This window comes from Sorangium sp. So ce834, from assembly GCF_051521425.1.
In the GTDB taxonomy this organism is placed as follows: Bacteria; Myxococcota_A; Polyangia; order Polyangiales; family Polyangiaceae; genus Sorangium; species Sorangium cellulosum_D.
The window spans coordinates 3,444,384-3,470,751 of record NZ_CP150351.1 but is presented as its reverse complement, the minus strand read 5'-3'; the positions used below and the strand labels follow the sequence as shown (position 1 = coordinate 3,470,751).

The following is a 26,368-nucleotide window of genomic DNA, read 5'->3' as shown; positions in this document are numbered from 1 at the left end:
TGCCAGCGCGAGACATGCTCGCAGCTCGTCCTCCCCGAGCCCGTCGGCGGCTGCTGTCACGTGGGCATCACGCCCAGATGTTACCTCTGCATCTCAGTGTCACGACCCCGTTACGCCTGGCTCGCGCGCGCAGCGGGGCCCGGCGTCGATGGCCCCGCCTCACCGAGCAGAAGGCGCGGCGCGTAGGCAAATCAAGCCGGAATGGCGCGCCTCGACGATCAGCCGCGTCCAGACGGCGCAGAGGACCGAGGCGGCTACGGGGTACAGCTTCGTCTGTCCTTTGGCTACACCTCTTTGCATTGATGCTCCGAGGCGCGCTCGGGGGCGGCGGCCGAGGTGGCGGCGGACGGCGAAGCCGTCGACCTGCGCGCGTGACGCGGGCGCTCCCCTGCGCGAGCTCGTCCACCGAGGTGGACATCGGGGATCACGCGTTCGGTCGTCGGCCGTCGCCGATGTAGAGCGGGTCGTCGTCGGGCCGAAGCTCGATCGGCCCCGGCGACGCGCGATGGCCGTCCCGCTCGTCGCTCGCGTCGAGCCGGCTCGAGACGGCGGCGGTGCCCGCGACGAGCACGGGCTGCCCCACCTCGATGACCGTCTCCCGGTAGCGAACCGCGCCGTGAAAGCCGGCGAAGAACGACGCGCGCTCGTGCCCGTAGCGCTCGCGAAAGGCGTCGACGTGGCCGGCGGCGTCCGGCGGCGGTTCGGCGTCCGCGAGGTCGAAGCGCACGTGACCGCTCGGGCGGACGAGCGCCTGACTCGTGCCGTCGTCGAGGGCGAAGTCGGGGGCCCACTCGGCGTCGTCGTCGACGACCCATACGAAGCCCAGGTTGTTGCGGCCGAAGCCGCCCTTGCGCTCCTGCCGCCAGCGCACGACCCGGAAGGCGACGCACGGGCGCCCGCTGAAGGGCGAGACGAGCGGCTCGCCGACGGGCACCGCGCGGCCCCTCGCGGCGGTGAAGCGGGCTGGCCGCAGCTTCGCGATCGAGTCGACGCACGCCCGGCGCAGGCGCTCTCGCTCGGCGCGCCGCAGCGCCCATCGAAGCCCGGCCCCGCCGAGGCCGAGCGTCAGCGCGACCCCCAGCGCGGAGAGGAGCAGGGCTTCCACGGGGGCATGATCGCTCAGGTGGCCTCGCCCGGCCAGGGCGACGCCCGCTCGCGCGAGGCGCGCCGACGGGAGCCGCGCCAGGATATAGTCGCCGCCTATGCTCGATCTCCAACAGGTGCTTCGCCAGACGCGGGCCCGGCTGCACCCGGAGCGCATCGCCCGGCGGGAGGACGCGCTCGCGCGAGCGCGCGCGCTGATCGAGGGCTCCCTCGGGAAGCTCGACGAGGCCGGCCTCCGGCGGCTGCTCCAGCTCTTCAACGCCGACCACGTCGACGGCCGCGACGTGAACAACCGCTTCGCCACCGGCCTGATCGGCAACAACGCGAACCTGCTGGTCGCCGCGCTCGACGGCGTCAACGCGGCGGTGCCTTCTTTATGGCGAGCCGACGACGCCTGGCTCGCCGAGCACCTGGCCGAGCTCCGCCGCGGGGGCAGCCTGCCGGGCGGCGGCTGGCTGTTCCCGTCGATGATCCTGCACACCCGCGATCCCATGCGCTTCCCGCCGGCGACCACGACGATGGCGCGGGGGCTCGCCGCGATCGACGGCGGCCCGCCCATCGCGCTCGGCAGGCCGACCGGGTACCTCGACTACAGCGCACGCGTCCGCAAGCTCCTCGCGGAGCACACGATCTCGCCCCACGGGGCCGACGTGCTGCTCTGGCAAGGGGCCCAGCTCGCCGGAGAAGCCGCGGACTCGGACGCGGGCGAGCTCGAAGAAGCCCCGCCCGCGCCGCCCGCGCCCCCCGCGCCGGAGCCCGCGCGGCCGACCGCCGGACGCGACGCCACGACCGTCGGCCTGGCCGTTCCGGCCCCCAACGCCTCGGCCAGGCTGTCGCGCTCGACCCGCCCTCCCGAGGAAGACGCGAGCGCCCCGCGGCCGGCGCCGTCCACGCCCGCGAGGCCCGCCTCGCTCGGCTGGCTGCACCTCACCGACCTCCACCAGGGCATGGGCGGCACGAGCTGGCTGTGGCCGAACGTCATGACCGCGCTGTTCGACGACCTCGCGCGCCTGCACGACGTGTGCGGCCCGTGGGACCTCGTGCTGTTCACCGGCGACCTGACCCAGCGCGGCAGCCGCGACGAGTTCGAGAAGCTCGACGCCACCCTCGACAGGCTGTGGCGGCGCTTCGACCAGCTCGGCTCGCAGCCGCGGCTGATCACCGTGCCCGGCAACCACGACCTGGAGCGCCCGAACGACCTCGATCCGTACGTGCTCGCCCTCTCGCAGTGGCACGCCAACCCGCGCCTGCGCGACCGCGTGTTCGACGTGTTCGACGAGAAGCACGGCCTCGCCTACCGCGAGCACCTCGCGCAGGTCTTCAAAGCCTACACCACGTGGGTCGACTCCTGCCGGTGGCACGTCCGCGACCGCCGGAGGCTCGGCCTCCTGCCGGGCGACAGCGCGTACTCGCTGTCGCTCCACGGCCTCGAGCTCGGCGTCATCGGCCTCAACTCGGCCTTCCTGCAGCTCACCGGCGGCGACTACCAGGAGCGCCTCGCCGTGGACCCGCGCCAGCTCCACGCCGTCTGCGACGAGTACGCCCCCGAGTGGTTGCAGCGCCACCACATCAACCTGCTGCTCACCCACCACCCGCCCGAGTGGCTCCACCCGCAGGCACGCCAGGATTTCCGCCAGGAGGTCGACCCGGCCGGTCGCTTCGCCGCCCACTTCTTCGGCCACATGCACGAGGGCACCGCCACCTCCACCGCCCACGGCGGCGGCCAGGCGCGTCACGCCCTGCAGGGCGCCTCCCTCTTCGGTCTCGAGGAGCACGACGGCCCCGGCGGCCGAGCCGTGACCCGCCTCCACGGCTTCAGCGCCGGCCGGTTCGAGCTGCTCCCCGGCGCCGCGCAGGCCCGCGTGCGCGTCTTTCCCCGGCGCATGTTCACGAGCGCCGCCGGGCGCAGGATCGACCGTGACGTCTCCGCCTACCACCTCGATGAGCGCGGCTCGTTCGCCTACGAGGTCCCGACCGCCCGCCGCACATGACGCCTCGCCCGCGGCGGGATTGGCCGCCTCATGCCCCGATAAAGGCGGCCAGCTCGTCAGGCTTTCCCATGGGAAAGGCTTCCTTCAAATGGTCGAGGAAGGCGGAGACACGAGCGCTCAGCAGCCTCCGGGACGGATAGAGCGTCCACAGGACGATGTCTGGGCCGTCCACATCGCCCCAATGCACCAGAGCTCCAGCGGCCAGATCGTGACTCACAAGTGAAATTGGGAGGCGTCCGGCGCCGACGCCCGCTCGGACAGCATCGCGGACCATGATGAGCGACGACAGGCGCAGGACTGGATCGACCACGATGCGGGTTCTTCCAGCTGGCGCCGTGACATCCCAGGCTGCAGTCCGGTCGCCTGCCCCCCGCACGACAGCCGGAACAGCGAGATTGTCCACCGGTCGAGCGAGGCCCGGGCTCGCGACGACGACCAGCCGATCGCGCAGCAAGATTCGTCCGACGAGGCTCTCATCCGGATCCGGATTGACCCGGATCACCAGGTCGTAACCTTCCTCGACCATGTCGACGGTCCGATCTTCCGTCGTGACCTCGAGCCGGACCTCCGGATATTTCAGCGCGAACCCGGCCGCGATCTTGCCCATCGCGATCTGCGAGAAGAGCAAAGGCGCGCTGATTCGCAGCTTGCCTCGCGGCCGGCCCCCACCCGAGGCGATCGCTGCCGCGGTCTCGTCGAGCTCAGTGAGCAATGCCCCCGTTCGCTCGAAGAGCGCCCGTCCTTCCTCGGTGAGCTTCAGTGTGCGCCCCCCGCGCTCGAAGAGACGCAGGTCGAGGGCGGCCTCCAGCTCCGCGACCCGGCGGGACAGGGTCGCTTTCGGGCGCCCCGCGGCGCGTGCGGCTCGTCCGAAGCCTCCGTGCCGGGCGACGAGGCTGAAATCGGCGAGAGCAAGCAGATCCATGTGTTCCACCAGCGAGACGGTCTGTCCCAAGTTAACGTCTATCGGCACGAATGTGAACCACTAATTTACAGCGTGTCTTTCGACCCAACCGGAGCGATCCCCATGACCATCCTCGTTACCGGCGCGACCGGCACAGTCGGCCGCCAAGTCGTCGAACAGCTCGCGAAGCGCGGCGCCGACGTGCGCGCGCTCGTCCGCGATCCCGCCAAAGCGAACTTCGCGGCGGGCGTCGCCGTCGCGCAGGGCGACCTGCTCGACGTCGACTCGCTGCGGAGCGCCTTCTCGGGCGTCTCCACGCTCTTCCTGCTCAACGCCGTGGTGCCTGACGAGCTCACCCAAGCCCTGATCGCGCTCAACGTCGCCCGCGAGGCCGGCGTCGAGCGGATCGTCTACCTGTCGGTGATCCACAGCGACCGCTACGTGAACGTGCCGCACTTCGCGGGCAAGTTCGCCGTCGAGCGCATGATCGAGCAGATGGGCTTGAGCGCCACCGTCCTGCGTCCCGCGTACTTCATGAACAACGATCTCACGATCAAGGACGTGGTGACCGGATACGGCGTCTACCCGATGCCGATCGGCGGCAAGGGGCTCGCCATGATCGATGCGCGCGACATCGGCGAGATCGCGGCCATCGAGCTGATCCGCCGCGAGCAGGCCGCCGCCCCGCTTCCCCTCGACCGGATCAACCTCGTCGGTCCCGACACGCTGACCGGCGCGGATGCCGCGGCCATCTGGACGGAGGTCCTGGGGCGGCCGATCGCCTATCCTGGCGATGACACCGCCGGGTTCGAGCGGAACCTCCGGCAGCTCATGCCGAGCTGGATGGCCTTCGACATGCGCCTCATGAGCGAGCGCTTCCTCAGCGAGGGCATGGTCCCCGAGGCCGGCGATGTGGCACGTCTCACCACGCTCCTGGGACGCCCCCTGCGCTCCTACCGCGATTTCGCCGCCGAGATCGCGACCTCGGCCTGACGGCCGAGCGAACCTCAACACTCACGACAAGGAACATCATCATGATCTACTCGACCGCCACCGTCCCGGTGAACCCGGAAGGCGAGACCGAGCTGACCCGCGCGCAGGCATGGGAGGGCCTTGTCCTCAAGGCCCGCGACGCCCGCCTGTTCCTCCCGCCCGGCCTCTGCACCCGTTGCGACGTCGTCGAGGAGAGCGCTTCTCACATCGTGCGCGAAGCCACGATCGCGGGCGACGACCTGCGCGAGATCATCACGTTCGAGCCGCAGAGCAAGGTCACCTTCTTCCAGGCCACCGGTCCCCGCGAGGGCGCGATCATCAACGAGCTGTTCGAGGACGCCGACGGCGCGCTCCAGCTCCGCTTCTACGGCTACCTCGGCCTGCGCGGCAAGGAGCCGAACGGCCCCGAGGAGCAGGCCGAGCAGGCGTGGATGAACGGCGATAAGGGCTACAAGAGCGCCTTGCTGTCGACGCTGAAGCGCACCCGCGAGCTGCTCGCGGAGGGTCGGCTCTGACCACCGCGAGGGGCATGTCTTTCTCCCGAGTGCGGCGCCGAAGCGCGTCGCCGCGAGGTAGTCGCACCAGCGCTCGACGCTCGTCCGGATCGGCGGCATCGCCAGCCCGATCGCGCGGGCGTGGGCGTCGGCCGCGCGGGTGTCATAGGCATCCTCGGCGAGGAACGACAGGCTCTCTCGCGGCACTCCGGTGAGCGCCTCCGGCAGCAGGCGTACCAGGCCGACGGGCAGCACCCACCTCGGGGGGCGGCGCTCCAGGTGGGCGGCGATGCCGCGGACCAGCGCGGGCAGCCGCGGCGTCGCCTGATCGAGGACGCAGAGGTCCTGTTCCGCGGTCTCGGGGCGCTCGGGCACGCTCGCCAGGAAGCGCGCCAGGTAGTCGACGGTCACCAGCGGCAGGAAGGTGCGCTCGCTGCCGACCAGGGCCGGCAGGCGGCCCTGCCAGAGCCGCTCGACGGTCTCGCCGAGGCCGGTGAGCTGCGTTGTCTCGCCGGTGCGCGAGTCGCCGATGACGCTGCTCGGATGCACGGCCGTCCAGCGCAGCCCGCGCTCGGCCGCGAAGCGGCGCACGGCGAGATACGACTCGTGCTTCGACGCCTCGTAGGCGCCGAGCCGGCGGTAGAGCCGGCCCCGCGCGCGCTCGGTCAGCGCGCTCTCCGCGCCCGACCGGGTGCTCGCGTGCAGCATGCGGTAGCCGCCGAGATAGACGAAGCGCCGCAGGCGGGGCCGCGAGAGCGCCCACCCGGCCGCGTGCAGCGAGCCCTCGACATTGCAGCGCCGCGCCTCCTGCACACCGAGCCCGAAGGCGAAGCGCGCCGCCAGGTGATAGACATCGCGCACCTGCTCGAAGCGGTCCGAAAGGCCGAGCGACGCCTCTTCCACATCGCCCTCGACCACCAGGAGCCGCCGCGAATCGCCGCCGTGCGCGTCGACGAACGCGGAGAGCGCCCTCCAGCTCCGGGCGGCCCTGCCCGCCGCCTTCGAGCATCTCCGCCGCGCCCTCGTTTCCCCCGAGCCGTTCGATCCGCGCACCTCGACGCGCACCTTCCGTGTCGCCACCGTCGACCACTTCGAGCTCACGACCCTCCCCGATGTGCTCGCCCACCTGGGCAAGCACGCCCCCTTCGTGCGCCTGGAGATCGAGCGCTTCTCCCCCGATACCGTCCCCGCGCTGGTCCTCGGCGACGTCGATCTGGCCCTGATCGGCGCCTCCCAGCCCGTGCCCGCCGCTGGCCTCCGCCGCGCGCCGTTCTACGAGGAGCCGTTCGCCGTCGTGGTCCGCAAAGGCCACCCGGCGATCGCGCGCCGCCTCGACCTCGAGACCTACGTCTCCCTCGGCCACGTCCTCGTCAGCGTCGAGGGCCGCCGCGACGGCGCCGTCGACCGCGCCCTGGCCCGCCTCGGCAAGAGCAGGCGCGTTGCCCTGCGCGTGCCTCACTTCATGGCCGCGCCCCTCGCCGTCCGCAGCTCCGACCTCATCTGCGCGATCGCGAGCAGCGTCGCCCAGCGCGCCCGCGAGCTCTTCGGACTGCGGGTCTTCGCGCCCCCCTTCGAGCTGCCCGCCGCGCAGGTCGTGGCCCTGTGGTCGCAGCGCCACGACGACGACCCGGCGCAGCGCTGGTTCCGGGATCTCTTCTTCTCAGGCCGTGCCCTCTCGCCGCACCTGCGGGCCCTGGTCCGCCGGGGCGCGGGGGAGCCCGGCTGACGGTCGGGCGCTTGCTGCCCGGCGGCAGGGAGGACGGGCGCAACGGCGACCCCGACGCCGAACCCCAGCCACTACGGACGGCGAGGACGCGGGGACGGGGCCGACGTGGGCTGCACGGACGACCGTGACCTCACGGATGCCGGCCCCGGCGCAGCAGGAACGCGCGCAGGCGAACTCGATCCGAGTCGTTCATGTCCAGGATCTGGACAGTCGCGCGCCCTCCGCTGTAAGCCCGTTGATGATTCCATTCGCTTCCGTGACGAAGTGCTCTCGCCACGCGTGCCGCCTGGGATGATGGAGCTGTACGACAAGCTTGCTCTCGGGGTCGATCGACGCGATATTCGGCCCCTTCTTCAAGTTGCAGCGAATGCTGCATAGACACAGGTTGTCGACATCATCCGAACCACGATGTTGCCTTCCGATGATGTGGTCTACCTGGTGGGGCAAGATGGATGCGTCCTGCGGAAGGTGGCAGTACTCACATGCCCCCTGGGCGCGCCGCTGGACCAGCTCTCGCGTGTCGCTCGGCAGCGTCACGACGCCGCGCGCAGGGTCCATACCTCCTCTGCCTGAAGCTTGAGGAGGCTGAGCATGTCGTTCAAACGGACGACCTCGGCATACTCTAGCATGGCTCGGGTCCGCCACGCACGGCGATGCGGCCTCCAGCTCGATGGCCCGCCGCACCCGCGCCAGGCTGATCTGCTCGCGGGCCAGAACAGGCGCCGACCCCGACGTCGGACCCCAGCAACTACGGACGGCGAGGACGCGGGGACGTGGCCGACGTGGGCTGCACGGACGGTGACTACGGGAGCTACGGCGCGCGAGGCACCGTCGGCGCCCCCGGCCAGGTTATCGGGCGCATCGGCGAGGCCAGCTGGGAAGCGGACTGGGCCGGCGACGGCGGCTGGGGCACGCCGGGCCAGCGCGGCGGCGGAGGCGGCAAGGGGGGCGAGAAGCCGGTCACGACGGGCAGGGGGACGTTCGCGCGTGCCACGGCGGCGAGATCGCGCTCCAGCGTGTCCTTCGCCGGGACCTTCAGGCGGGCGACGCGCAGCCGCCGAAGCGTGGGCCACGGTTGCAGCGCACCATCTTTTGCGGCAAGAGGAGGCCGGAGATTTTTCCTCCCACGAAACGAAGACACACGAGAACATGCAAATTCCGAGCAACCTCACGTCGCTGGTCGACGAAGGGCTCATCGACGAGGTTGTGCGGCCGCTGATGAGCGGAAAGGAAGCGGTGGTCTTCCTCGTCCGGTCGGGCGGCGAGCTGCGCGTCGCGAAGGTCTACAAAGAAGCGCAGAACCGCAGCTTCAAGAACCGCGCGGCGTACACCGAGGGCCGCAAGGTGCGCAACAGCCGCGACCAGCGCGCGATGGACAAACGCTCGCGCCACGGCCGGGCTCAGGACGAAGCCGCCTGGCGCTCGACCGAGGTCGACATGATCTACCGCCTGCGCGACGCAGGCGTCCGCGTGCCGACGCCGTACCACGCGATCGACGGCGTGCTCCTGATGGAGTTGGTCACCGACGTCGACGGCAGCCCCGCGCCTCGCCTCGCCGAAACGAGCCTCGACCGAGATCAGGCCACGTGGGTCTACCATCGCCTGATCGGCGAGGTCACGCGGATGTTGTGCGCCGGCGTCGTGCACGGCGATCTGTCGGACTTCAACGTGCTCATGAGCGCCGACGGGCCAGTGATCATCGACTTCCCCCAGTCGGTGGACGCCGCGAAGAACCAGAACGCCAAGCAGCTCCTGCTCCGTGACGTCGACAACCTCCATCGCTTCCTCACGCGCTTCGTGCCCGAGCAACGGCGAGCCGCCTATGGTGAGGAGATGTGGGAGCTCTACGCCAGCGGCGCGCTTACCCCTGAGACCCGATTGACCGGCCGCCATCGGGTCTCCGAGCGAAGGGTGGATACCCGCGCCGTGCTCGACCTCATCGGCGACGCGAACTACGACGAGCGCAAGCGCCGCGAGCGTCAGGGCCTGAGCATGCGGGGAGCGCCGAAGACCACCCCATCGCCCGCGCCCGCCCCCGCCCCCGAGGCGCCCACGACCGAGGGGCGAACGACCGATCCGCGGGACCGACCGCGGCAGGCGGAGAGGCCGGCTGCGCATGCCGGGAATGGGGGCGGGCCAAGGCCGCGGCAGCACGGACCAGGGCGAAGGCCGCAAAACGCCGGGCCTGACAAGAGGCCGCAGCACGCGGGCAACGCGCCTGCCCAAAGACCACCGCAGCACCCATCAGGACAACCGCCGGTGCAGTACGAGGCGAGGCAGCGACCACAGCGGCATCGGCCAGACCATCGGCCGGCCCAGCATGCGACGGCGCAACGGCCCGCGCAGCACGAGGCGCCGCCCAGGCCGCAGCAGCACGAGGCGCCGCGCAGGCCGCAGCAGCACGAGGCGCCGCACAGGCCGCAGCAGCACGAGGCGCCGCGCAGGCCGCAGCAGCACGAGGCGCCGCGCAGGCCGCAGCAGCACGAGGCGCCGCACAGGCCTCAACAGCACCAGGCGATGCAAGGGCCGCCGCAGCAAGGGGAGGCTCAGGCGGCGTCGCGGCCACGCCGCCGTGTCGTCATCTCGGTGAGCACCAGCGATCGGCGTTCGGGCACGCGCCGGAACCCCTGATAGGCCCCGCGTGGGGTCGCTCGCGGCGGGTCCGCGCGTCACCGCGTCTCAGCGTGCTGGGCGCGCACGGCGGTGAGGTGATCGCGGAGCTGGGGATAGGCGGAGCGGCAGCTCGCCGGCCCTCCTGTGCAGTCCGTCGACCTTCCTGCGAGCTCGGCGAACGCTTTCGGGCCGACCCCGACCGCGTCGCGGAACACGCGGCGGAGGTGGCGCTCGCTCACGCCGAGATCGTCGCCGATGGCATTCACGTGGCTCGACTCAAAGAGCGCTTCGAGCCCACGCGGCCGAGGTGCGTGTCGCCGAACGCCGTCCCGTACTTGAGCCCATAGCCCAGCATCCGATCGAAGCCGATGTGCCCGACCCAGATCGCCGCGCCGAGCAGCAGCGCCGGCGCGCCGAGCGCGACCGACGCGACCGCGAGCAGCGCCGGAGCCAGATGGCTGTGCCCCGCGTTGTAGACGGCCGCGCCCACGCGCGGGCCCGCGAGGTAGCCGAGCAGCGACAGGTCGGGCAGGAGGAACAGCGCCGCGAACCATCCCCAGCGCCCGCCCAGGTGCTCGTAGGCGAGCAGCGCTGCTCCGAGCACGAGCGCGCCCTCGAGGCGCAGGAGCGCGCGCGGCATGCCCTTGGCCCCGCCCGCCGAGACCTCGCAGGTGGGCTGCGGCACGGGGCGGCGGGTCGAGGGAGCAAGGTCGAGCGCAGGGAGCATCGCGGCGGTGGTCATGGTCGTTCTCCTCGTCGTGCGTACCGGCGCGGGCGCCGGCGACGTGAAGAGCATGGTCGCCGCGGGTGCTCATGAACATTGTACAAATGCGTCCATCCGCTCATCATCTTTTGATGAGCCCAGCCGAGCCCTCGTGGGACCTCTACGGTGCCTTCCTCGCCGTCATGCGCACCGGCAGCCTCTCCGCCGCCGCGCGCGCCCTCGACGTCGCGCAGCCCACCGTGCGCCGCCAGATCGAGCAGCTCGAGTCGCAGCTCGGCGTCGTGCTCTTCACCCGCGCGCCGAACGGCCTGGTGCCGACCGAGCTCGCGCTCGCCACGCTGCCCTACGCCGAGTCCATCGCCGCGAGCGCGCGCGCCCTCGTGCGCGCCGTGTCGAGCCCCACCGATGCCGACCGCGGCACCGTGCGCGTCACGTGCAGCGAGGTCGTCGGCGCCGAGGTGCTCCCCCCGATGCTCGCCGCGCTCCGCGTCGCTCATCCGCGCCTCCAGATCGAGCTCGTCGCCACGAATCGCACCGAGGATCTCCTGCGCCGCGACGCCGATGTCGCCGTGCGCATGGCGGAGCCGACGCAGGCCGGCCTGGTGAGGCGCTGCGCCGGGCGCGTCGAGCTCGGCCTCTTCGCCACCAAGGCGTACCTCGCCGCGCACGCTGCACCGACGTCGCTCGCGGGGCTCGTGCCGGACCACGCCCTCATCGGCGCCGACCGCTCCCGCGCCATCATCGACGGGCTCGCCGCCGCCGGGCTCGTCACCACGCCGCGCGATTATGCGTTCCGCAGCGACAGCGACATCGCGAAGCTCGCCGCGGTGCGCGCCGGCCTCGGCATCGGGGTGTGCCAGCTCCCGCTCAGCCGGCGGCCGGTGCCGCTCGTGCGCGTGCTGCCCGCGCTCACCTTCCACCTGGACGTCTGGGTCGTCATGCACGAGGATCTGCGCGCCGTGCGCCGCGTCCGCCTCGTCTTCGAGCACCTCGTCGCGCAGCTCGGTGCCTACGCGACCCAGGCGCGCGAAACACGGCCGGTGGCGGCGAAGGCCGGGCCGCCGGGCGCGCGGGGGAGGCGCAGCTCGGGCCGAGCGGCGAGGACCCGTTCATGACGACGGAGGTACGGTCTCCCAAAAGGCGTATGGGGTTCGAACCTACGAACACGCGGAGATTGCCCTCGATCACGCGCTCGGGAACCTGCCGGAGCCCGACTGGCTCGCCCACGAGTTCTACTGAGGAGGTGGAATCAATCGTCTTTGATGCCGACGCACGCGCCGTCGACGCACGCGGGGCGCCCGGTCATGGTTTGCTCGCTGCTGCATTGGTGCTCCGCCGGGAGGCAGTCCGGGCAGGTCTCCTCGGCCGCGAGGCGCAGCGTCTCGTAGGTCGTGCCGATGGCGTTGCCGGCGATGGGGACCGCACAGCTGGGGCCGCAGCGCGTCCACAGCAGGGTGAACGTACAATCCAGGTCCGTCTGGCAGGCGCGCGCCAGCGCGAGCGTCGCGGCTCGCTCGGGCTCGAAGGCGTCGCGCTGCTCGAAGCAAGCTGCAGACTGCGTGATGCACTCGGCGCAGCACCCGGCGCCGGTGTAGACCAGCTCCTGCCCTTCCGGACAGGCGCTGGGACACACGACGTCGGCGCACGGGCCGACCGGCACCGGCGGCGGCTCGGCGCACACCGGGCAGCAAGCACCTGCCGCCGAGCGCGGCTCTTGGCCGTCCGGGCACGCGAGCGGGGCGCATTGGCGCAAGTCGCACTCGCCGCTGACGGGCGAAAGCTCGGCTTCGCACGCCAGGGTCGAGGACCGACTGCCACCTTTGCGGCCGACATAGCAGCTCAGTTTGTACGTGTCCTCGGCGTCCGCCTGCTTTATCGCGGTGCATCCGCGCTCGAAGCCGTCTGCCTCATCGGCCCGCAGGCTGAACCCCGAGCTCAAGCCGCTCCTGCTGTACCCCGAGCGAGGCAAGCCCGTCTGGTCCCCGCTCACGCTGACCGAGCACGACGCATCCTCCAGCTTGATGGTGACGACGCCCGCAGGACCACAATCGCCGGTCACATTGACGGTGATGCTCTCGGCGTCGTTCAAAACGCACGTCGGAATGTCCCCGCCGTGCGCCACCAGCGAGGCGCCCGTCGCGATCAGCGCCACTAGCTCGAGCTTCTGAGCTACCCACCTCTTCATCGTTTTCTCTCCTGATTGTTCGACCACCAGCACGCGAGCAGCACCATCGGCAACGCCAGCAGGTCGGTCGGATCCACGCGATTGGCTGGTGACCGCAGCGCCACGAGCGAGCCGAGCGCGGCGCAAAAGCCGTCGAGCACGGCCGACGCCGCTGCGCTCGTCTTCACCAGCGTGAATACAAGCGCCGTCGTGACGGCCCCGAGCGCCACCCGCCGCGCTCGCGACCAGCGCGTGACGCGAGCGAGCAGCGCCGCCACGAACAGCGGCAGGAAGAAGCAGGCGGCAAAGTCGCTGAGCTTGCCGGCGAGCACGACCGGCGCCCGCCCCTTGAGCCAGAAGTTGTTGAACGTGAACAGCGCGACGGCCGCCAGCGGCGCCCACGCCAAGAACTCGGGCGCGCGCCGCCCTTCCTGAAGGGTCCCTTCCATGTCCACCTCGGTTCCCACCCTGGCAAGCTTCGCTCGCGAGCCTGGCAAGCTGCGGACCAGCGGACTTTCCGCGGAATTTTCGGTGTGCGGCGTCCGATACGGCCTGACAGCTGCGCCCTACCTGCGTGAACGCGCCACCGGTGACGGTGACGTGTGCCTGCGGCCCCGAATCGCCCCGGCTCGCGCGCGTCGCACCCTGCCCGAAGGCGCTCCGGCCCGCCGTCTCCTTGCCCCGGCTCGCGCGCGCCGCGCCCTGCCCGAAGGCGCTCCGGCCCCCCTCTCGCTCGCCTATCGGACGATATAGCGCTACCGCGGCACGCCTGCGCAGCCCCGCCGCCCCTCCTGCGCAGCCCCGCCGGCCCTCCTGCGCAGCCCCGCCGGCCCTCCTGCGCAGCCCATTGGCCCTCCTGGACAAGCCCCGGCGACCTTCTGCGCAGCGCCGTCGGCCGGCCTGCGCAGCCCATCGGCCCTCCTGGACAAGCCCCGGCGCCCTCCTGCGCGGCCCCGGTGGGTCTCCTGCGCAGCCCCGCAGGCTCTCCTGCGCGGACTGGGCGCCCTCCTGCGCACCCCCAGTTGGTGTCCTGCGCTACACTGGCCCCCGTCCTGCGCGGCCCTCGCGACCCTCCTGCGCGCCCCCGCTGGGGTCCTTCGTCATCATCGTCGGGTTCCTGCGCAGGCCCGATCGGTCTCCTGCGCAGCCCCGGCGTCGTCTCGCGCGCCTTTTGTGGTTGCAGCGCAACTCTTTTTCTTTCGTGCACCACCTCCGCGGCCCGCTGCCCGCGGCGCCAGGCACGCCGCCCCCCTCGATTCGATGCGCGGCACCCCGCCTCTCCCAGCCTCGGCCCGAGCGCCTCCTTCGGGGCGCGACCGACTCGTGCTCTCCTCTGGCCAATGCCTTGTTCGCCGATACCCTCGCCGATCTTCCAGCCCCTCATTCCGAGGGGCGCTGGCCCCGACAAGGAGGCGTATTTTTACCATGGCAAAGGCATCCACCACCACGTTGTCCAGGACCGACAAGGTTGCAACGAAGCGCGCGTCGCGCGAGACACGGGGCGCGCCTCGCTCCTCGACGGGCGCAGCAGCGTACACGCTGAGCGCCGCCCGCGAGGCCGAGCTCCTCCGAGAGGCCGAGTCGCAGGGCGACAACACCGTGATTTTCCCCGGCAAGCTCGCTCGGCGCGTCATCTGGTCGAGCCGCATCCAGCTCGCCGCCGAGCGCGACGCGGCCGATCTCGTCCGCACCCCCTTCCCCGAGGACGAGCCCGCGCTGACACGCGAGGAGATCCGCGCGCTCCGCGACAAGATCGAGCTCCTGCGCGTCACGCAATCGCGCTGGCAAGCCGTGCAGCAGCGCCAGGAGCAGGCCGTCGCGATGTTCAAGGGGCCTGCCGCCGAGGCCGCCTTGCACCGGCGAACGCTCCTCCGCTTCTTCGATCTCCGCTTCAAGAAGAGCCCCGAGGGGCAAAAGCGGCTCATGGCGATCCGCGCGGGCAGCGGCGACGCGGATCTGGTCCAGGACGTCTCCGACCTGCTCTTGCTCTGCTCCGAGCACGCGGAGGCGCTTCGCAAGGCGCCTCGCGGCGAGGCCGACGCGGCGGCCCGCCTCCGCGCGCTGTCGCCGCAGCTCGCGCGCATGCTCGCCGACAAGACGTTCTCTCCCGAGGCGCAGCGCTCGCGCAAGCTCCGCGACGCCGCGTACACGCTCGTCGTGCACGCCGAGCGGCGGCTGCGCGCCGCCGCGGAGTACTGGTATGCCGGCACGGACAAGATGAAGGATTATGCGCCCTTCCCCGTCTCCCGCGGCGCCGCGTCCACCGGAGATAATGGAGATGAAGAGGAAGAGGAGGAAGGCGACGCCGCCGCGGAGAACGGCGCGCCGGAAGGCGACGCGTCGGAGGGGGGCGCGACGGAAGACGGCGCGCCGGGCGAGGGCGAAGACGAGGGGTGATCGCCCCAGGCCGCGGCGGGCGCGTCAAGGAGGGGGGCGCCTGGCGCGTCGCGAGCGGTCGAGGCTCCCCAGCCAGCGCGCCGGCCCGGCCGGGCGCCACGCGGGGGACGCTCGGGCCGCGCCGGCGGCTGCGGTGGCCGAGGCGGCAAGGGGGCGAGAACGGCTCCCCGAGCGTCGGCATCGTCGCGCTGCACGCCAGGGTGACCGTGCGCGACAGCGAGATCGAGACGGCCGACGGCGGCCGGGGCGGCGACGGCGGCGAGCTTCAGCGAGGCGGACGAGGCGTGACCGCCCAGCCCAGGGCGTCGTGACCGTCCGCGCGGCGCCGGTCACCTATTCCCATCAGGGGCCTGGCTGCGGCGCGGCCTGGCACGTGCCGGCCACGCACGCGAGCTGCGGCGGTGGCGGGCACGGGGCGCACTGGAGGTTCCGGCACGCGGGGGGGCTACGGGCGTTGAGCTCACGGAAGAAGGCTCCGCTGCCGTCGTAGATCATCAGGTTGGACGCACTCGCGACCGCCCTCGACGAGATCGTGCCGCAAGAGCAGCAGCGGTCGGCCGCGGCCACGATCACGCAGTCCGACGCGGCAGCGCAGGTCGCCGGGCCGGGCGGCAGGGGCGCCCCCGTCGGCCCGCCGGCGACGGTCGCCGTCGATGCCGCAGTCGGCGTCACGGCGGCAGCGGGCGGCTGCTTCGCGCCCCGCGGGGGCCCACTCGGACGGTGTGCGTCGCCGCACGCGGCCAGCAGCGCGGCGACCGCGATCACGAGACGACCAGCTCCTCGACCCAAGCTCGTATGCATTCCGGGCGAACGGTCGAACCTCCTGCCCCCTTACAGTGCTTCACTGGGCACGTGCGGGCGGACCGCGTAGGGCAGCACGCTGACAGCAGCCCCCGTGTCGAGCAGGCCCAACGCTTGCACGCTGCGCCCTCCCACCAGCGTCAGCGGGAGCATCGGCGCAAGGCTTCCGGCGACATGCTCAGAGGCGCGCGCCAGGAAGGGGAACTGCTGACCCGTAACGGACACGTTGCGGTTCCTATTCGGTGCGCAAGGTCTGGAGGAGCGTCTCGGCCGCCTCAAACGCTTGGTCGGGCGACCACACGGAGTAAGACTGGCCCGCCCGGAGCGCAGGCGGCTCCTCCGCCTCCGCCAGCTCCTGTGCGAGGAACTGGATCAGCTTGAGCTTGTCAGCACGCGGCAAAGACTGGATATCCGGGAGCAACTCCACGAGCGACATGACGCGTCACCTCAATTGGTTCTCAGCGATGAACTCGTCGCCCAGCCCGGGGCGCCTCTCGTCGTACCAGATGGCCGCCGCACGAAGCTCAGCGCACGCTTCAGGATGAAGCTCGACCCGCACGCCGGTCCTCGAGCTCCTTCAGGATCTCCGCTCGCGCCGTGCCCCAGCCGTCGTGGCCGAGCTGCACAAGCGCCTCGACCAGGGAAGTCGGCAGATCTCGTCCAGGTTGATGCGCATCAGAACCCGACGACCTTGGGCGCCGGTAGATCTTCGCGGACGGAATCCGCGGCGAACGCGATCACGGCGCGCACGTCGTCCGCGGTCAGGGTCGGGTAGTCGCTGAGGATGCCATCGATCGAGTCGCCGTCCGACAGGCTGGCGAGCAGCGTGCGGAGCATGACCCGCGTCCCCTTGATGACCGGCTCGCCCCCGCAGACGAGAGGATCTCGCACGATGCGATTGCGGTGGTTCATGACGTGAGCTCCAGGATACGGCGCCGGGCTTCCGGCCAGGGGACCGGCGTGACGACCCCGGCGTCGACGTCGGCGAGACGTTGCTGGATCTCCTCGGCCCACGCAGCCTCGACCTCCTCGGTCGTCTGCTCGGGCTCGTCGAGGCTCTGGATCAGCGCGGCCGCCACGGCCGCTCGGTCCTCCGCCGACAGACGCAGCGCTGCGACCAGGACATCCTCGACGTCGCTCATGGTGCAGGGAGCTTACCGCAGGCTCGGCCGGGTCACGAGCGGGACCCGCCTCGATGCGGGGCCTGGGCCGCGGGTCCTGGGCGAGGATCCGTGGCTCGCGGCGGCCCCGGCCCTTGGGCCGCTGCCGGCGACGCCCGGCCTGCAGGCTACGCAGAGCGGAGCCTGGCTCCTTCCCGACCAGACGGCGCTCGTACCTGAGGTGGAAGCGTTCCTCGCCGCCGGCGAGCCGCCCGCCTACGTCGGCTTCGGTACCATGCCTGTGGACCCGCAGACCGGCCGCAGGGTCGTCGAGGCCGTGCGGGCTGCGAGGCGCCGTGTCGCGCTGTTTCAGGGGTGGGCCAAGCTCGGTCGGGTCGACGACGCCGCCGACGCCGACCCCGACGCCGACCCCTGGCAACAACGGACGGCGAGGACGCGGGGACGTGGCCGACGTGGGCTGCACGGACGGGAGCTACGGGAGCTACGGCGCGCGAGGCCCCGTCGGCGCCCCCGGCCACGGCATCGGGCGCATCGGCGAGGCCGGCTGGGAAGCGGACTGGGCCGGGGCACGCCGGGCCAGGGCGGCGGCGGAGGCGGCGGCCGCAGGGGCGGGCTCGGCGTGTGCGGCGCGGCGTCCAAGGGGGGCGCCGGGCATCGCCTCGTCACGAGGCTTTGCGAACGACCGTTACCTCGCGCGGTGGCAGCCGTACGACTTTCCGCCCGCTATTGGCCTCACGCGCCTTGAGCGCCTCGGCGAGCTTATCAACATCATAGTCGTGCTCCTTGGCGATGGCGTCGCGGGTAGCACGGACCTCGTCGATGATGGAATCGGAATAGCGCATGATGTTACTCCTCCACGAGCTCCAGAGGCGTGCAGATAACCGGAGGCTCGAAGCCACCGGCTCGGCAGATCTCCTCGATCTTAGGGCGCATCGTGGCGTTGGCGATGTGCGCGCAGTTCCAGGTGAGCAGGTAGCGCATGCCGTGCGCCGCGGAGAGCGCGATATGAACTGCATCGCCGGCTGCCTTGGACGGGAGGGCGGCGGCGTGAAGGAGCTGCCGGGCGAGACCGACAGCCTCCGGCGTGAGCTCCAGCAGCGGCAGGTCGCCGAGCGCCTGGAGCCGCAGCGCTGCCGCGCCGGGGTCGCCCGCCGAAGCTTCGTCGACCACGAGCTGCGAGATGTACAAGTCGTAGGCGTCGCGCCCTGCCCACCACTCGCCGGTCACCTCTTGATGCGCCGCTCGCACCAGATCGCGGCTCGGCCTGGCAGTCAGGTAGCTGACGATGCTGGTTTCCACATCGACGCTCGGTTTCATGCACAGGCCTCGGGGATGAAGCTCGTGGATCGTACAGGCCCGCGGCAGACCAGGCAACGCTCATTCGGCCACCCCAACCGACGAGCGAGCAGGCGGTCTGCATCGCCGCGAGGACAGCGGCATCATGAGATTGGGTTCAGGCGCCGCCCTCGCCCGCGGTGAGGATGTGCTCGATCGAGTCGCCGTCCGACAGGCTGGCGAGCAGCGTGCTGAGCGTGACCCGCGTCCCCTTGATGACCGGCGCGCCCCCGCAGAGGAGAGGATCTCGGGAGCCCATTCGGTGCCGTATTGAAATCTCCAGGGCCGTGCTCCAGATCCAAACGGCAGCATGTGGAGCGCACCCGCCAGGGACCGGCGGCAAAGAAACGAGGGCTGTCATGAGTAGCCGTGCACAGGTGCTGTTTCAGATGGGCGCGTGGGCGTGGGTCGTCACCGGGATCGGGCACCTCGCGATCACTGCGCTGCTGCTCGGTCGCCCCGCGCCGCCCGCCGCGGAGACCGCGGTCCTGGACGCGATGCGGGCGCACCGGATGTCCATGATGGGGCTGTCGCGCGACCTGCTCGGCCTCTTCAGGGGGTTCAGCGTGGCCATGGGCCTGGCGCTCGCGCTGCACGGCGCCGTCTGCGTGCTCGCCGCGCCCGCCCTCGCCGCGCTCCCTGCTGTCGTGGCGCTGAACGCGGCGGTGTCGCTGGCGCTGCTGGCCATCGCCGTCCGCGCGTTTCCGCCGCCGCCGATCGTGACCATGCTGGTCGCGACGGCGTGCTTCGGCGCGGCGCTCGTGGTGCGCTGAGCGTGCGGGCGAAGATAGCTCATTGCCCATCGCGGTCGCGATGAGCGGCCCGTCGGACGAACCGTCGCGGCATCGGTCCTTCAGGTTCCGGCGGAGCGCGCCGCTATCGCGGGGCGGCGGGCTGCAGGGGCGGGCTCGGCGTGTGCGGCGCGGCGTCGTCGCGTGCCAGCAAGCGAACGAGGACATTCATGTCAACGGCGCGCATGGCGGGCCCTCATGCGCTGCCTGATGCCCTCCTTGAGATCCTCAAGGCTGCGCGGCTGAGGTTCCCGCGAGAACAGTGCCCGGTGAAGGTCCTCGAAGCTGTGCCGACCAACGCGCCGCACGGTGATTCGATCACCTTCGGCATCCCATTCCAGGATGGATCCAGGCACCAGTTCGAGGCGCTTGCGCACCTCCGCGGGAACCGAGATCTGCCCCTGAGCCGTGACCCTGGATTGCGCGAGCTTCATGCTGGCACAGTACCACGGTAATGAGCCCTGAGAAACGACGGCCGCTCGGCCCGTCGATGAGCCCGGCTGGAAGCGACGACCCATATCCGCCCCATACAACATCGCGGACGGTGCGCCTCCAGGGATGCCCCGATGGTACCGCACCTGGACCTCCGCCGGCCCAACGACTTGGGCCTCAGCCGCGGGGCGCCGGACCGCGCTTCGCGCGGCCCAGGTGCACCGTCGGCCGCAGGCCCTTGTTGTGCAGCCGCACCGATGAGGACGAGCCCTGCAACGGGTAGTCATCATGGGAAGTACCTCGCAAGCAGCGCGGCACGGTAGGCTGCGAACTCCCGATGGATTTGTTCCGTCCAGCCAACGCCGGCCAGCAACGCGATCTGATGGAAGAGAGCGTCATGCTTCGTATCGGTCACCGCGGCAAGTCCCGCATTCACGGGGAAGGGAAGCGTGAAGATGGCGGGGGAGTGTTGCTGATTCCGGAGCGAGGCGACTTCTCTTGCAGCCGTTGCTCCAAAGGCGAGCAGGACGCGGGGGGCGAAAGCGGCAAGCTCAGCTTCAAGGTGTGGGCGACATGCTGCGAAGGCGGCCTTAGGGATGCGCGGCGCACTTTCCGCCCTCGTGCTGCATTTGAAGATGTCGGTGAACCAGCAGTTGTCGATCCAGCCATCAGCGCTGACGGCGTCGCGATGGCCCAGCACCCAAAGGCTCGCGCGCGCAAACGTCGTAATCTTCCGATGGAAGACCGTGTCGGCGCCTCGTCCTGGGGCAACGTACTGCTTCGTGCAGTGTGCCATCAGGAGCTTGGCCTGGTTCTCGCTAACGCATCCGGGTACGGTCAGTCCCCAGGAGGCGTAGAGGTCGCGCTCGCCATCCATCGGGGCCCCGGGGTTCAGGGTAACGACCATCAATGCACGCGGTCCGCGCCGAAACGTACCGGCCCACCCGCGGGGCACACACCAGGGAGTAAGGACAGCGGTGGCGCGGTCGCGTAGGAACGTCCTGGGGTCGCGCAGGCAGGTCGTGCAGTTCGCAAAGCGGTGGCTCAGGTCAGCAGGCATGGTTGGTCGGAGGGGGCAGGATGGTGGGGCTCGTCACTACTCGGGCTGCACAACGGCTTGGCAATCAGCCGCGGGCGCCGCAGGCGCCCGTCGGCTGCATTGCCGTGTTGGGCAGTCACCGCGGCAGACATCGTCGGTCACGCGAACAGCCAGGCGTTCGCCGCGTCGAACAGAGCGCTTCTCGCCTCCTCGATGAAGTGCGGATCCTTCGGCGTGAAGTCTGCATACTGCTCAATGCAGAAGTCGCCCAGACCGGCCGTAATGAGCGGCGGCTCGTCGGGCGCAGCCTTCACAGTCTTGACAGATGATCGGAGCGCTTCGTGGTACCTGGCGACAAGAGACGAAAGCGAAAGATGCTCGCCGGCCTCCGCCATCGCAGTTGCGACCGCCGCGATCTTTTCGAGATCGCGAATGCTTACGAACAGCGTTCGCGCTTCGATGTCGCGTTCCGGAGCAGCTAGGTGTGGCACCAGGAACCGTTGTCTGAAAGCCGGCCAGTTCGCGGTCGGCGGCGGCGAGCCATAGCACACGACAAGGTACTGAAAGGACTCTGTGTATGCGGGCAACTTGTCTGTCGGCACATGCCCTGCCTTCCAGTCGGCAATAAATCCGGACCCCTGCTTCAGCGGACTGCGTCGGTCATTCCCGCCGCCAAGATGCCAAATCCAATCATCGAGAGCCTCGAGCGAGGTCGCGTTCCCGTCGTCCGGCAGCCGCACCGTCTTACACTCAACAACGAATATGGAGGCGTCCTCGCGAGCGAAGATGTCCGGGCTGTCGACCGGATTGCCGTCCCGGTTTGTGTACTTGAACTCTTTCGTCACGGAGTCATTTTTGAGGATCGCCTGCAGGAGCAACACGGCATATCGTTCGAGAACGTGTCCGAAAGCTGAGGAGAAGTGCTTGAACCCACCATCGGGGTCATCGTGCACGAACTTACGAATGGCTGCCTGGTGTTGCTGGGCCTCGAACGTGCCGAGCAGATACTGCGGTTCCGGGATGAATAGCGCGTTGTCCGACAGTTTAACTATGGGCCGGAGCGCAAACGGCGATGTGAACCAAGCCTCCGGGTAGCCGACGTGCGCGTATGACCCGAGAAGATCGTCAGGAGTCCAGCTTGCCAAGTCGATCAGATGAAGCGCGGTCTCGACAGGAACGGCTGTCTCCGAGAACCGGCTGCGAATGTCCTTCAAGAGTGTCGGTCCCGACTGGAGTGCGGACGCGACGGCGAGTGCCGATGCTAGGTTTTCGTAGGCGCTAGAAAACAGGGTGCTTTCTGTCTCCTCAGTCCACAGAGATCCATATAGGAGTTGCGCCCGAGCGATCTCAAGCCTCGCAGAGCGGGAGAACCATTGCTGCTCAAGCGTCGTGAACCAGATCTTCCTCCCCAGCTGCAGCGGGCTAGGAAGCTTGACGATCCCCGAAAGTGCAACGTGCTGACGCCGCCTCGAGTGGAGCTGCCGCGCGCACCGCAGCAGGGCGGTCTTTGCGGCGTCCGTCATTTTCGGCGTCGCGCAGTCGAGGCAGAAGCCTGCGTCGCGCCAGCGAGAGAGGAAGCGAAGCATGAGCGGAGGAACAGAGAGTGCTGATAGCGGGCCCGCATTCGTAAACACGCCGTCATTTCGGATCGCGTTTGCGATCACTTGCGACACAATAACCGGAGCCTGCGGCACCTGAAGTGTGTCAAGCGCGGCCTCCCACGAGGGCCATCCGGGGAAGGGCACATCCGTAAGTATGTCGACGCTGCTCATTTCTCTCTCCTTTGGTAGGTCCCGATGGCGGGACGCTAGCGACCGTGAGTTAACAGCGGGTTCCGGGGCGCGTCAACGGCGCCCGCTACCTGCCCAACGATGACGGCTCTGCCGCCGCGCGAAGCGCGGCCGGCAGCAGCCGTGAGTTGGGCAGCTACTTGTTGTCGTCGCCGAGTTCCCACTTGTCGAAGAATCGATCTCGTGCAGCAACGAGAAAATCATTCTCTGCTTCCTCCGGCGGCGCATGGTGGGCCATCCAGTCGCCAACGTCCATCAGACGGGCCTCCTCGCCGACCCATCGCTTCGCCCAGAGGAGGTCGTACAGCGATGACGCCTTACTCCGCGCGACGAGACGTTCGAGCTCCCTTACAGACATCGCGTGCACAACATCGTCGCCCGCTTCCCCTCCAAAGTCGCGCTGAAGAATGGAGTTGACCCACGACGCCTCCTCCCAGAACACGGCAGCAAGTTCGACATTTTCCGGACGAGGCATGTTTTTGATGTGGGGGAGGTGGCTCTTAAACTGGCAGAGCTGCCGTTTGGCCGCATGAAGAGTCTCCTCCAAATCCCTCTTTACGCTATCAGAGTGGCCAAATGCCTTGGCTTTGGATCGAAGAAGCGACTTCTTGACTTCGACCACAACGGCGCGCTCTCCATCCAGAACTAACCAGTCCGGACTCAGGTATTTCTTGCCATTGATCGTGTACGAGAACTCCGGGCGGATCGTTGCTTCCGGAAAAACCTCACCAAGCAGCTTGCCCACATACTCCTGCGCCACGAATCCGAACTGTTCGTCGAAGGAGGGTCCGAACTTCTTCCGGCAGTCGAACAAGATACCGTGAGTAACGCGTTCAATGAGGAATTGGTAGCAAGGGACCAGAAAAACCGGTGTGTCCGTGGGCGGGGAGATGTCGGGTCTGATCAGAGGGTACAAGAACAGAGGGTTGAATCGGTATTTGGCCAACGCCGGACTGGGTGGCTCGAAGGCCTCGGCCCTGATCTGTGCGTACGTCGCCGAAAATCTATCGAGGAATGCAGCCTGTTGCTCGTGGCTGAAGAGACGAAGGACTGGGCGGGAACTATCGGCGGCCGGCGGCGGGTACGGATTAATGTAGCCCTGTCGCTTCGCCATACCAGCGAACGATTGACCGAAGAGTAGCAGCTGTTCGAGATTGAACCCCGTGGCTTCGGAGACCACGTCCGGAGGGAGTCGGCCACGGGGCCGAGCCGGCCAGATCTCCCCAAAGGCGACCAGGAACCGTGGAAGCGCGTACGGATCGTGGTGCTGGAAGGAGAACTGTGCCTGACCTTGGCGAATCAGATACTCGAGTACAGCATCGTTCTCGAGTCCCGCTTCGGTCATGTTGTGGTAGTCGTCAACGAGCGCTGCGAGCGATCTGTCGTTCAGGTGGCCAGAACCCTCGTCGGAGCACTCCAGGATGAAGAGAAGAGCAATATATGCGAGTGCAGTCGGGGGAATCGGGACGTCATGAATCACGACGAACCGGTCGCGTGCGGACGCGACCGCGGCATAAGCCTCGGCAATCGCTCGCAAGGAATCGCGCAAGTTCAGGCCACGGATTTGGGCACGAAGATCCGCTTCGGTCTTCGCAGGTCCATCACCATAAACTCGGAACTGCTTGCCCGCGATCGTCCTCATTATTCCAACCTCTGTTTACGAACCTGTCGCGCCCCTCGGCGAGGCAACCTTGCCTGGATGCTCATGGGTGCTCGGCTTGGCTGCCCAACGGCTGGCGGCTCAGCCGCGCGCGAAGCGCGTCGGCTGAGCCGCTTGTTGGACAGCGAAAGAGCCTAGCCACTGCCAAGTCGTCGGCGCCTTCTCATCGCTTTTGCTTTATTCCGCAGTGTGCGCCCCTGCAGAGCACCCTTATCACGCTCCGTAACAGGTCGGGCAATGTCGGGGCTTCGATGAATACAGGTCTGGCAATGGCGACGTCGAAAATCTTCGCTCACCAGGCTAGCATCTGACGCTTGCACCAAAGCCTCCTTGCGAAGTTTAAGACAAACAATCTTTATCGGCGGACGCTCTGCATACATAGTAATAAGCGACCCCCGGTGGCCGTCGTGCTCTGCATGCGCAATGTGCTTGCACCAGTCGCGCCTCTCCCTAGCGAGTTGCCTCTGACACAATAAGCTATAAAGAATGTTAGGGGCTCGATACATCGGCAGCTGGTACGCGTTTGCTAGGGCACCAGCCATAAACTCCACCTGGTCATCTCCCGCGTCTCGAATGATCTCTTCCTCAGATTTTGCTGCAAACTGCATCATCTCGCGCTTACGTGCTTCGCTGCGGTCCGCGCCACTGAGGAAGTGACTCGCTTGACGCACATGAAGTGCGCTGCCGCTAAGCTCGGCAATTCTCAGGGCATCAGTCGCGAGCGCCGTAGCATCTTCCTCGCTGCCGCAAGTGTCGAGAGTCTCAGCCAGCATAAGCATGGCGGACAATTCCAGATCCCGATCTTCAAGTGCGCGTGCTACGCGCAGCGTCTCTTGAGCGGATTCAACTAATGTCCCCACATCGGCACGGTCTTGCGATTTTGGATTGTCCTGTGACCACTCCACATAGCGACGTTGTCGCTCCGCTGCAAGTGCAGCATGGTTTTTCAATAGAAGAACGTGGCAGTAGGTGCGGTGCTCGGCCCGAGACGTTTTAGCCGCCAGCTCATTCACAGCCTTCAGCCAGACTTCCATGAGCTGGCGCGGTGCCCGCGCCTGTTCACGTGCGAGATGGGCATCTCCGATGCCGATTGCCGCAACGTGGTTCAACGCTTGCGCGTCAATCGCCATGTCTTCAATTTCATGCTGTCGCAAGGTCAACTCAAGTAGCTCAATGTGATTGGCTACTCGTTGACTTTGGATGCTCCGCCCGCGGAGCAGCGCGGCATGAAGCTTCTCCTTAGCGATCGCGCGGACATGCTCGGGGGTAGCGCGAGCAATCGTCTTCGTGTAGTCGGACCATGCACGAGAGATCGCGTACTGGATTGCCAGATCTGTTGGAGCGTGCATCGACCATGCGTCGATTTCGCGGTTGTATTGGTCTTCTCCGATTTCTCCAAGCATCCGCCTAACGGAGACATGGAGAACATCAAGCAACGCTCGACTATCAGCGTCTAGCGGAGGGTTAGATAGGAGCAGTTGTCTTATCGCAGCGGACGCATCGTAGTAATGTGATAGATGGAAATGAGCATAAACCACAGCTAGTGCTGCCCGGGGAGTTTTCAAGAGGAGGTCGGTCGGCACCAGCCTAGCTCGTTCGATGACTTGCTTGGCGAGCCCAGAGTTGGTCAGCGCCTGACCAATCTGGCTCAACATGTCTAGGACCTGGCTCGAATCAGCAACTTCGAGGCTCTGTGCATCAATAGTTACCGCATGACCGGTGGTCACTCGTAGTACGTTGAGCCGTTCGTCTACTCCGCGACGTACGGCCGCCTCGTTCGCGATAAGACGCCTGAGCTCTGCGAGGGAATCCGGCGTCAAGATTCGATGAAAATGAATGTTGATCCACTGTTGATCGCGCCAGTTTGCGTTGTCACGCTCAATACGCGCCCACTCGTCGCGCGCAAGAGCAAACCTTAGCTCGCTGGATTCGGGGCGAAACAGTATGTACAGAGGGCAACTGCCGTTTAGAAGATAGTTTAGGTTTGCAGTGCTTACCTGTATCGACACCGCGCCGCTCTTGTTGACTTGTGTGTTTGAGCGTCCCTTGAGCTGAACCTGTGCTCGAACGTTTGTCGCTCTGCTATTGGCCAGGAGCTCAATGGCGCCATCGACGCCGTAGTCGTCTAGCCGCTCATCGCGGAATATGTAGTCGGAGAGCGGCAGCGCCGCTTGTAGGGCACGCTTGCTCTGTTCCTGGAGGATGCTGCCGGCGTCAACAATGGGTAGGGGTCCTTGAAATGTCACGGTGGCTTCGATCCTCTCGCGGAAACATAGCTCACTTTACCGGCGC

The 26,368-nt window shown here is 68.5% G+C and carries 28 protein-coding genes and 1 pseudogene; 9 read left to right on the top strand and 20 right to left on the bottom strand.

The annotated features are described in order from the left end of the window. Positions 1–424: 424 nt before the first annotated feature. Entirely contained in the window at positions 425–1,105 is a 681-nt protein-coding gene (locus tag WMF20_RS12710) for a hypothetical protein (RefSeq protein ID WP_437613565.1), read from the bottom strand. 97 nt (positions 1,106–1,202) lie between these two features. On the opposite strand from WMF20_RS12710, the gene WMF20_RS12705 reads away from it, so the two are divergent. Next, positions 1,203–3,095: a metallophosphoesterase family protein gene (locus WMF20_RS12705; RefSeq protein ID WP_437613563.1), complete on the top strand. Its 1,893-nt coding sequence runs from the start codon at positions 1,203–1,205 to the stop codon at positions 3,093–3,095. 28 nt (positions 3,096–3,123) lie between these two features. Here the strand turns inward: WMF20_RS12705 and WMF20_RS12700 are convergent, their stop codons facing one another. After that, entirely contained in the window at positions 3,124–4,017 is an 894-nt protein-coding gene (locus tag WMF20_RS12700) for a LysR family transcriptional regulator (RefSeq protein ID WP_437613561.1), read from the bottom strand. Positions 4,018–4,119: 102 nt separating this feature from the next. Between WMF20_RS12700 and WMF20_RS12695 the strand changes: the two genes are divergently transcribed. Together WMF20_RS12695 and WMF20_RS12690 are read left to right on the top strand one after the other, a co-directional pair. Beyond that, positions 4,120–4,989 carry an NmrA/HSCARG family protein gene (locus WMF20_RS12695; protein WP_437617110.1) on the top strand — a complete coding sequence of 290 codons (870 nt, stop codon included), beginning with the start codon at positions 4,120–4,122 and terminating at the stop codon, positions 4,987–4,989. A gap of 41 nt (positions 4,990–5,030) precedes the next feature. Then, positions 5,031–5,504 (top strand): SRPBCC family protein, encoded by a 474-nt coding sequence (locus WMF20_RS12690; RefSeq protein WP_437617109.1) that lies wholly within the window; start codon positions 5,031–5,033, stop codon positions 5,502–5,504. 348 nt (positions 5,505–5,852) lie between these two features. On the opposite strand, the pseudogene WMF20_RS12685 reads toward WMF20_RS12690, so the two are convergent. Further along, positions 5,853–6,536, bottom strand: a pseudogene (locus WMF20_RS12685) (SDR family oxidoreductase); the annotation flags it as partial. A gap of 61 nt (positions 6,537–6,597) precedes the next feature. Here WMF20_RS12685 and WMF20_RS12680 point away from each other — a divergent pair. Next, a complete protein-coding gene (locus WMF20_RS12680; protein ID WP_437613559.1) occupies positions 6,598–7,209 on the top strand; it encodes a LysR substrate-binding domain-containing protein in 612 nt (203 codons plus the stop codon). A 189-nt stretch (positions 7,210–7,398) separates the two neighbouring features. On the opposite strand, the gene WMF20_RS12675 is transcribed toward WMF20_RS12680, so the two are convergent. After that, positions 7,399–7,767, bottom strand: coding sequence for an HNH endonuclease (locus WMF20_RS12675; protein WP_437613557.1), 369 nt, complete (start codon positions 7,765–7,767; stop codon positions 7,399–7,401). Between the two features lie 591 nt (positions 7,768–8,358). Between WMF20_RS12675 and WMF20_RS12670 the strand changes: the two genes are divergently transcribed. After that, the gene (locus tag WMF20_RS12670) at positions 8,359–9,840 is read left to right on the top strand and encodes a PA4780 family RIO1-like protein kinase (protein WP_437613555.1); all 1,482 of its coding nucleotides are present in this window, start codon (positions 8,359–8,361) and stop codon (positions 9,838–9,840) included. A gap of 38 nt (positions 9,841–9,878) precedes the next feature. On the opposite strand, the gene WMF20_RS12665 is transcribed toward WMF20_RS12670, so the two are convergent. Together WMF20_RS12665 and WMF20_RS12660 are read right to left on the bottom strand one after the other, a co-directional pair. Continuing rightward, positions 9,879–10,088 carry an AraC family transcriptional regulator gene (locus WMF20_RS12665; protein ID WP_061628608.1) on the bottom strand — a complete coding sequence of 70 codons (210 nt, stop codon included), beginning with the start codon at positions 10,086–10,088 and terminating at the stop codon, positions 9,879–9,881. Then, positions 10,085–10,564 (bottom strand): DUF4260 domain-containing protein, encoded by a 480-nt coding sequence (locus WMF20_RS12660; protein WP_437613553.1) that lies wholly within the window; start codon positions 10,562–10,564, stop codon positions 10,085–10,087. Before WMF20_RS12660 ends, WMF20_RS12665 begins: the two co-directional genes overlap by 4 nt. Positions 10,565–10,677: 113 nt before the next feature. On the opposite strand from WMF20_RS12660, the gene WMF20_RS12655 reads away from it, so the two are divergent. After that, a complete protein-coding gene (locus WMF20_RS12655) occupies positions 10,678–11,661 on the top strand; it encodes a LysR family transcriptional regulator (protein ID WP_437613551.1) in 984 nt (327 codons plus the stop codon). Between the two features lie 134 nt (positions 11,662–11,795). On the opposite strand, the gene WMF20_RS12650 is transcribed toward WMF20_RS12655, so the two are convergent. Both WMF20_RS12650 and WMF20_RS12645 read right to left on the bottom strand, forming a co-directional pair. Continuing rightward, positions 11,796–12,731, bottom strand: coding sequence for a hypothetical protein (locus WMF20_RS12650; RefSeq protein ID WP_437613549.1), 936 nt, complete (start codon positions 12,729–12,731; stop codon positions 11,796–11,798). Next, positions 12,728–13,159 carry a hypothetical protein gene (locus WMF20_RS12645; RefSeq protein WP_437613547.1) on the bottom strand — a complete coding sequence of 144 codons (432 nt, stop codon included), beginning with the start codon at positions 13,157–13,159 and terminating at the stop codon, positions 12,728–12,730. Before WMF20_RS12645 ends, WMF20_RS12650 begins: the two co-directional genes overlap by 4 nt. Before the next feature lie 976 nt (positions 13,160–14,135). Here WMF20_RS12645 and WMF20_RS12640 point away from each other — a divergent pair. Together WMF20_RS12640 and WMF20_RS12635 are read left to right on the top strand one after the other, a co-directional pair. Next, positions 14,136–15,107 (top strand): ATPase, encoded by a 972-nt coding sequence (locus WMF20_RS12640; protein ID WP_437613545.1) that lies wholly within the window; start codon positions 14,136–14,138, stop codon positions 15,105–15,107. Next, complete coding sequence (locus WMF20_RS12635) at positions 15,104–15,418, top strand: hypothetical protein (RefSeq protein ID WP_437613543.1); 315 nt, start codon at positions 15,104–15,106, stop codon at positions 15,416–15,418. The genes WMF20_RS12640 and WMF20_RS12635 overlap by 4 nt, the downstream gene beginning before the upstream one ends. A gap of 31 nt (positions 15,419–15,449) precedes the next feature. Here the strand turns inward: WMF20_RS12635 and WMF20_RS12630 are convergent, their stop codons facing one another. The 7 genes from WMF20_RS12630 to WMF20_RS12600 form a co-directional block, all read right to left on the bottom strand. Next, the gene (locus WMF20_RS12630) at positions 15,450–15,872 is read right to left on the bottom strand and encodes a hypothetical protein (RefSeq protein WP_437613541.1); all 423 of its coding nucleotides are present in this window, start codon (positions 15,870–15,872) and stop codon (positions 15,450–15,452) included. A gap of 271 nt (positions 15,873–16,143) precedes the next feature. Continuing rightward, entirely contained in the window at positions 16,144–16,344 is a 201-nt protein-coding gene (locus tag WMF20_RS12625; RefSeq protein ID WP_165373941.1) for a hypothetical protein, read from the bottom strand. A gap of 239 nt (positions 16,345–16,583) precedes the next feature. Continuing rightward, positions 16,584–16,820, bottom strand: coding sequence for a DUF433 domain-containing protein (locus tag WMF20_RS12620; protein WP_129574582.1), 237 nt, complete (start codon positions 16,818–16,820; stop codon positions 16,584–16,586). Then, positions 16,817–17,050 (bottom strand): addiction module protein, encoded by a 234-nt coding sequence (locus WMF20_RS12615; protein WP_061626031.1) that lies wholly within the window; start codon positions 17,048–17,050, stop codon positions 16,817–16,819. The genes WMF20_RS12620 and WMF20_RS12615 overlap by 4 nt, the downstream gene beginning before the upstream one ends. A gap of 641 nt (positions 17,051–17,691) precedes the next feature. Next, positions 17,692–17,871 (bottom strand): hypothetical protein, encoded by a 180-nt coding sequence (locus tag WMF20_RS12610; RefSeq protein WP_061626030.1) that lies wholly within the window; start codon positions 17,869–17,871, stop codon positions 17,692–17,694. Positions 17,872–17,875: 4 nt separating this feature from the next. Further along, the gene (locus tag WMF20_RS12605) at positions 17,876–18,346 is read right to left on the bottom strand and encodes a type II toxin-antitoxin system VapC family toxin (protein ID WP_020464953.1); all 471 of its coding nucleotides are present in this window, start codon (positions 18,344–18,346) and stop codon (positions 17,876–17,878) included. Positions 18,347–18,482: 136 nt separating this feature from the next. After that, on the bottom strand, positions 18,483–18,623 hold the full coding sequence (locus WMF20_RS12600; RefSeq protein WP_129574581.1) for a DUF433 domain-containing protein: 141 nt from the start codon (positions 18,621–18,623) through the stop codon (positions 18,483–18,485). 100 nt (positions 18,624–18,723) lie between these two features. Between WMF20_RS12600 and WMF20_RS12595 the strand changes: the two genes are divergently transcribed. Further along, entirely contained in the window at positions 18,724–19,137 is a 414-nt protein-coding gene (locus tag WMF20_RS12595; protein ID WP_129574580.1) for an LIC_13387 family protein, read from the top strand. 191 nt (positions 19,138–19,328) lie between these two features. On the opposite strand, the gene WMF20_RS12590 is transcribed toward WMF20_RS12595, so the two are convergent. The 5 genes from WMF20_RS12590 to WMF20_RS12570 form a co-directional block, all read right to left on the bottom strand. Then, complete coding sequence (locus WMF20_RS12590; protein ID WP_061616985.1) at positions 19,329–19,589, bottom strand: AbrB/MazE/SpoVT family DNA-binding domain-containing protein; 261 nt, start codon at positions 19,587–19,589, stop codon at positions 19,329–19,331. 284 nt (positions 19,590–19,873) lie between these two features. Then, complete coding sequence (locus WMF20_RS12585; RefSeq protein ID WP_437613537.1) at positions 19,874–20,494, bottom strand: uracil-DNA glycosylase family protein; 621 nt, start codon at positions 20,492–20,494, stop codon at positions 19,874–19,876. A gap of 290 nt (positions 20,495–20,784) precedes the next feature. Beyond that, entirely contained in the window at positions 20,785–22,398 is a 1,614-nt protein-coding gene (locus WMF20_RS12580; RefSeq protein WP_437613535.1) for a hypothetical protein, read from the bottom strand. Between the two features lie 154 nt (positions 22,399–22,552). After that, positions 22,553–24,058, bottom strand: a complete 1,506-nt coding sequence (locus WMF20_RS12575) for a hypothetical protein (protein WP_437613533.1) — start codon at positions 24,056–24,058, stop codon at positions 22,553–22,555. Between the two features lie 152 nt (positions 24,059–24,210). Then, positions 24,211–26,322 (bottom strand): DUF4365 domain-containing protein, encoded by a 2,112-nt coding sequence (locus WMF20_RS12570; RefSeq protein ID WP_437613531.1) that lies wholly within the window; start codon positions 26,320–26,322, stop codon positions 24,211–24,213. Positions 26,323–26,368: the final 46 nt, after the last annotated feature.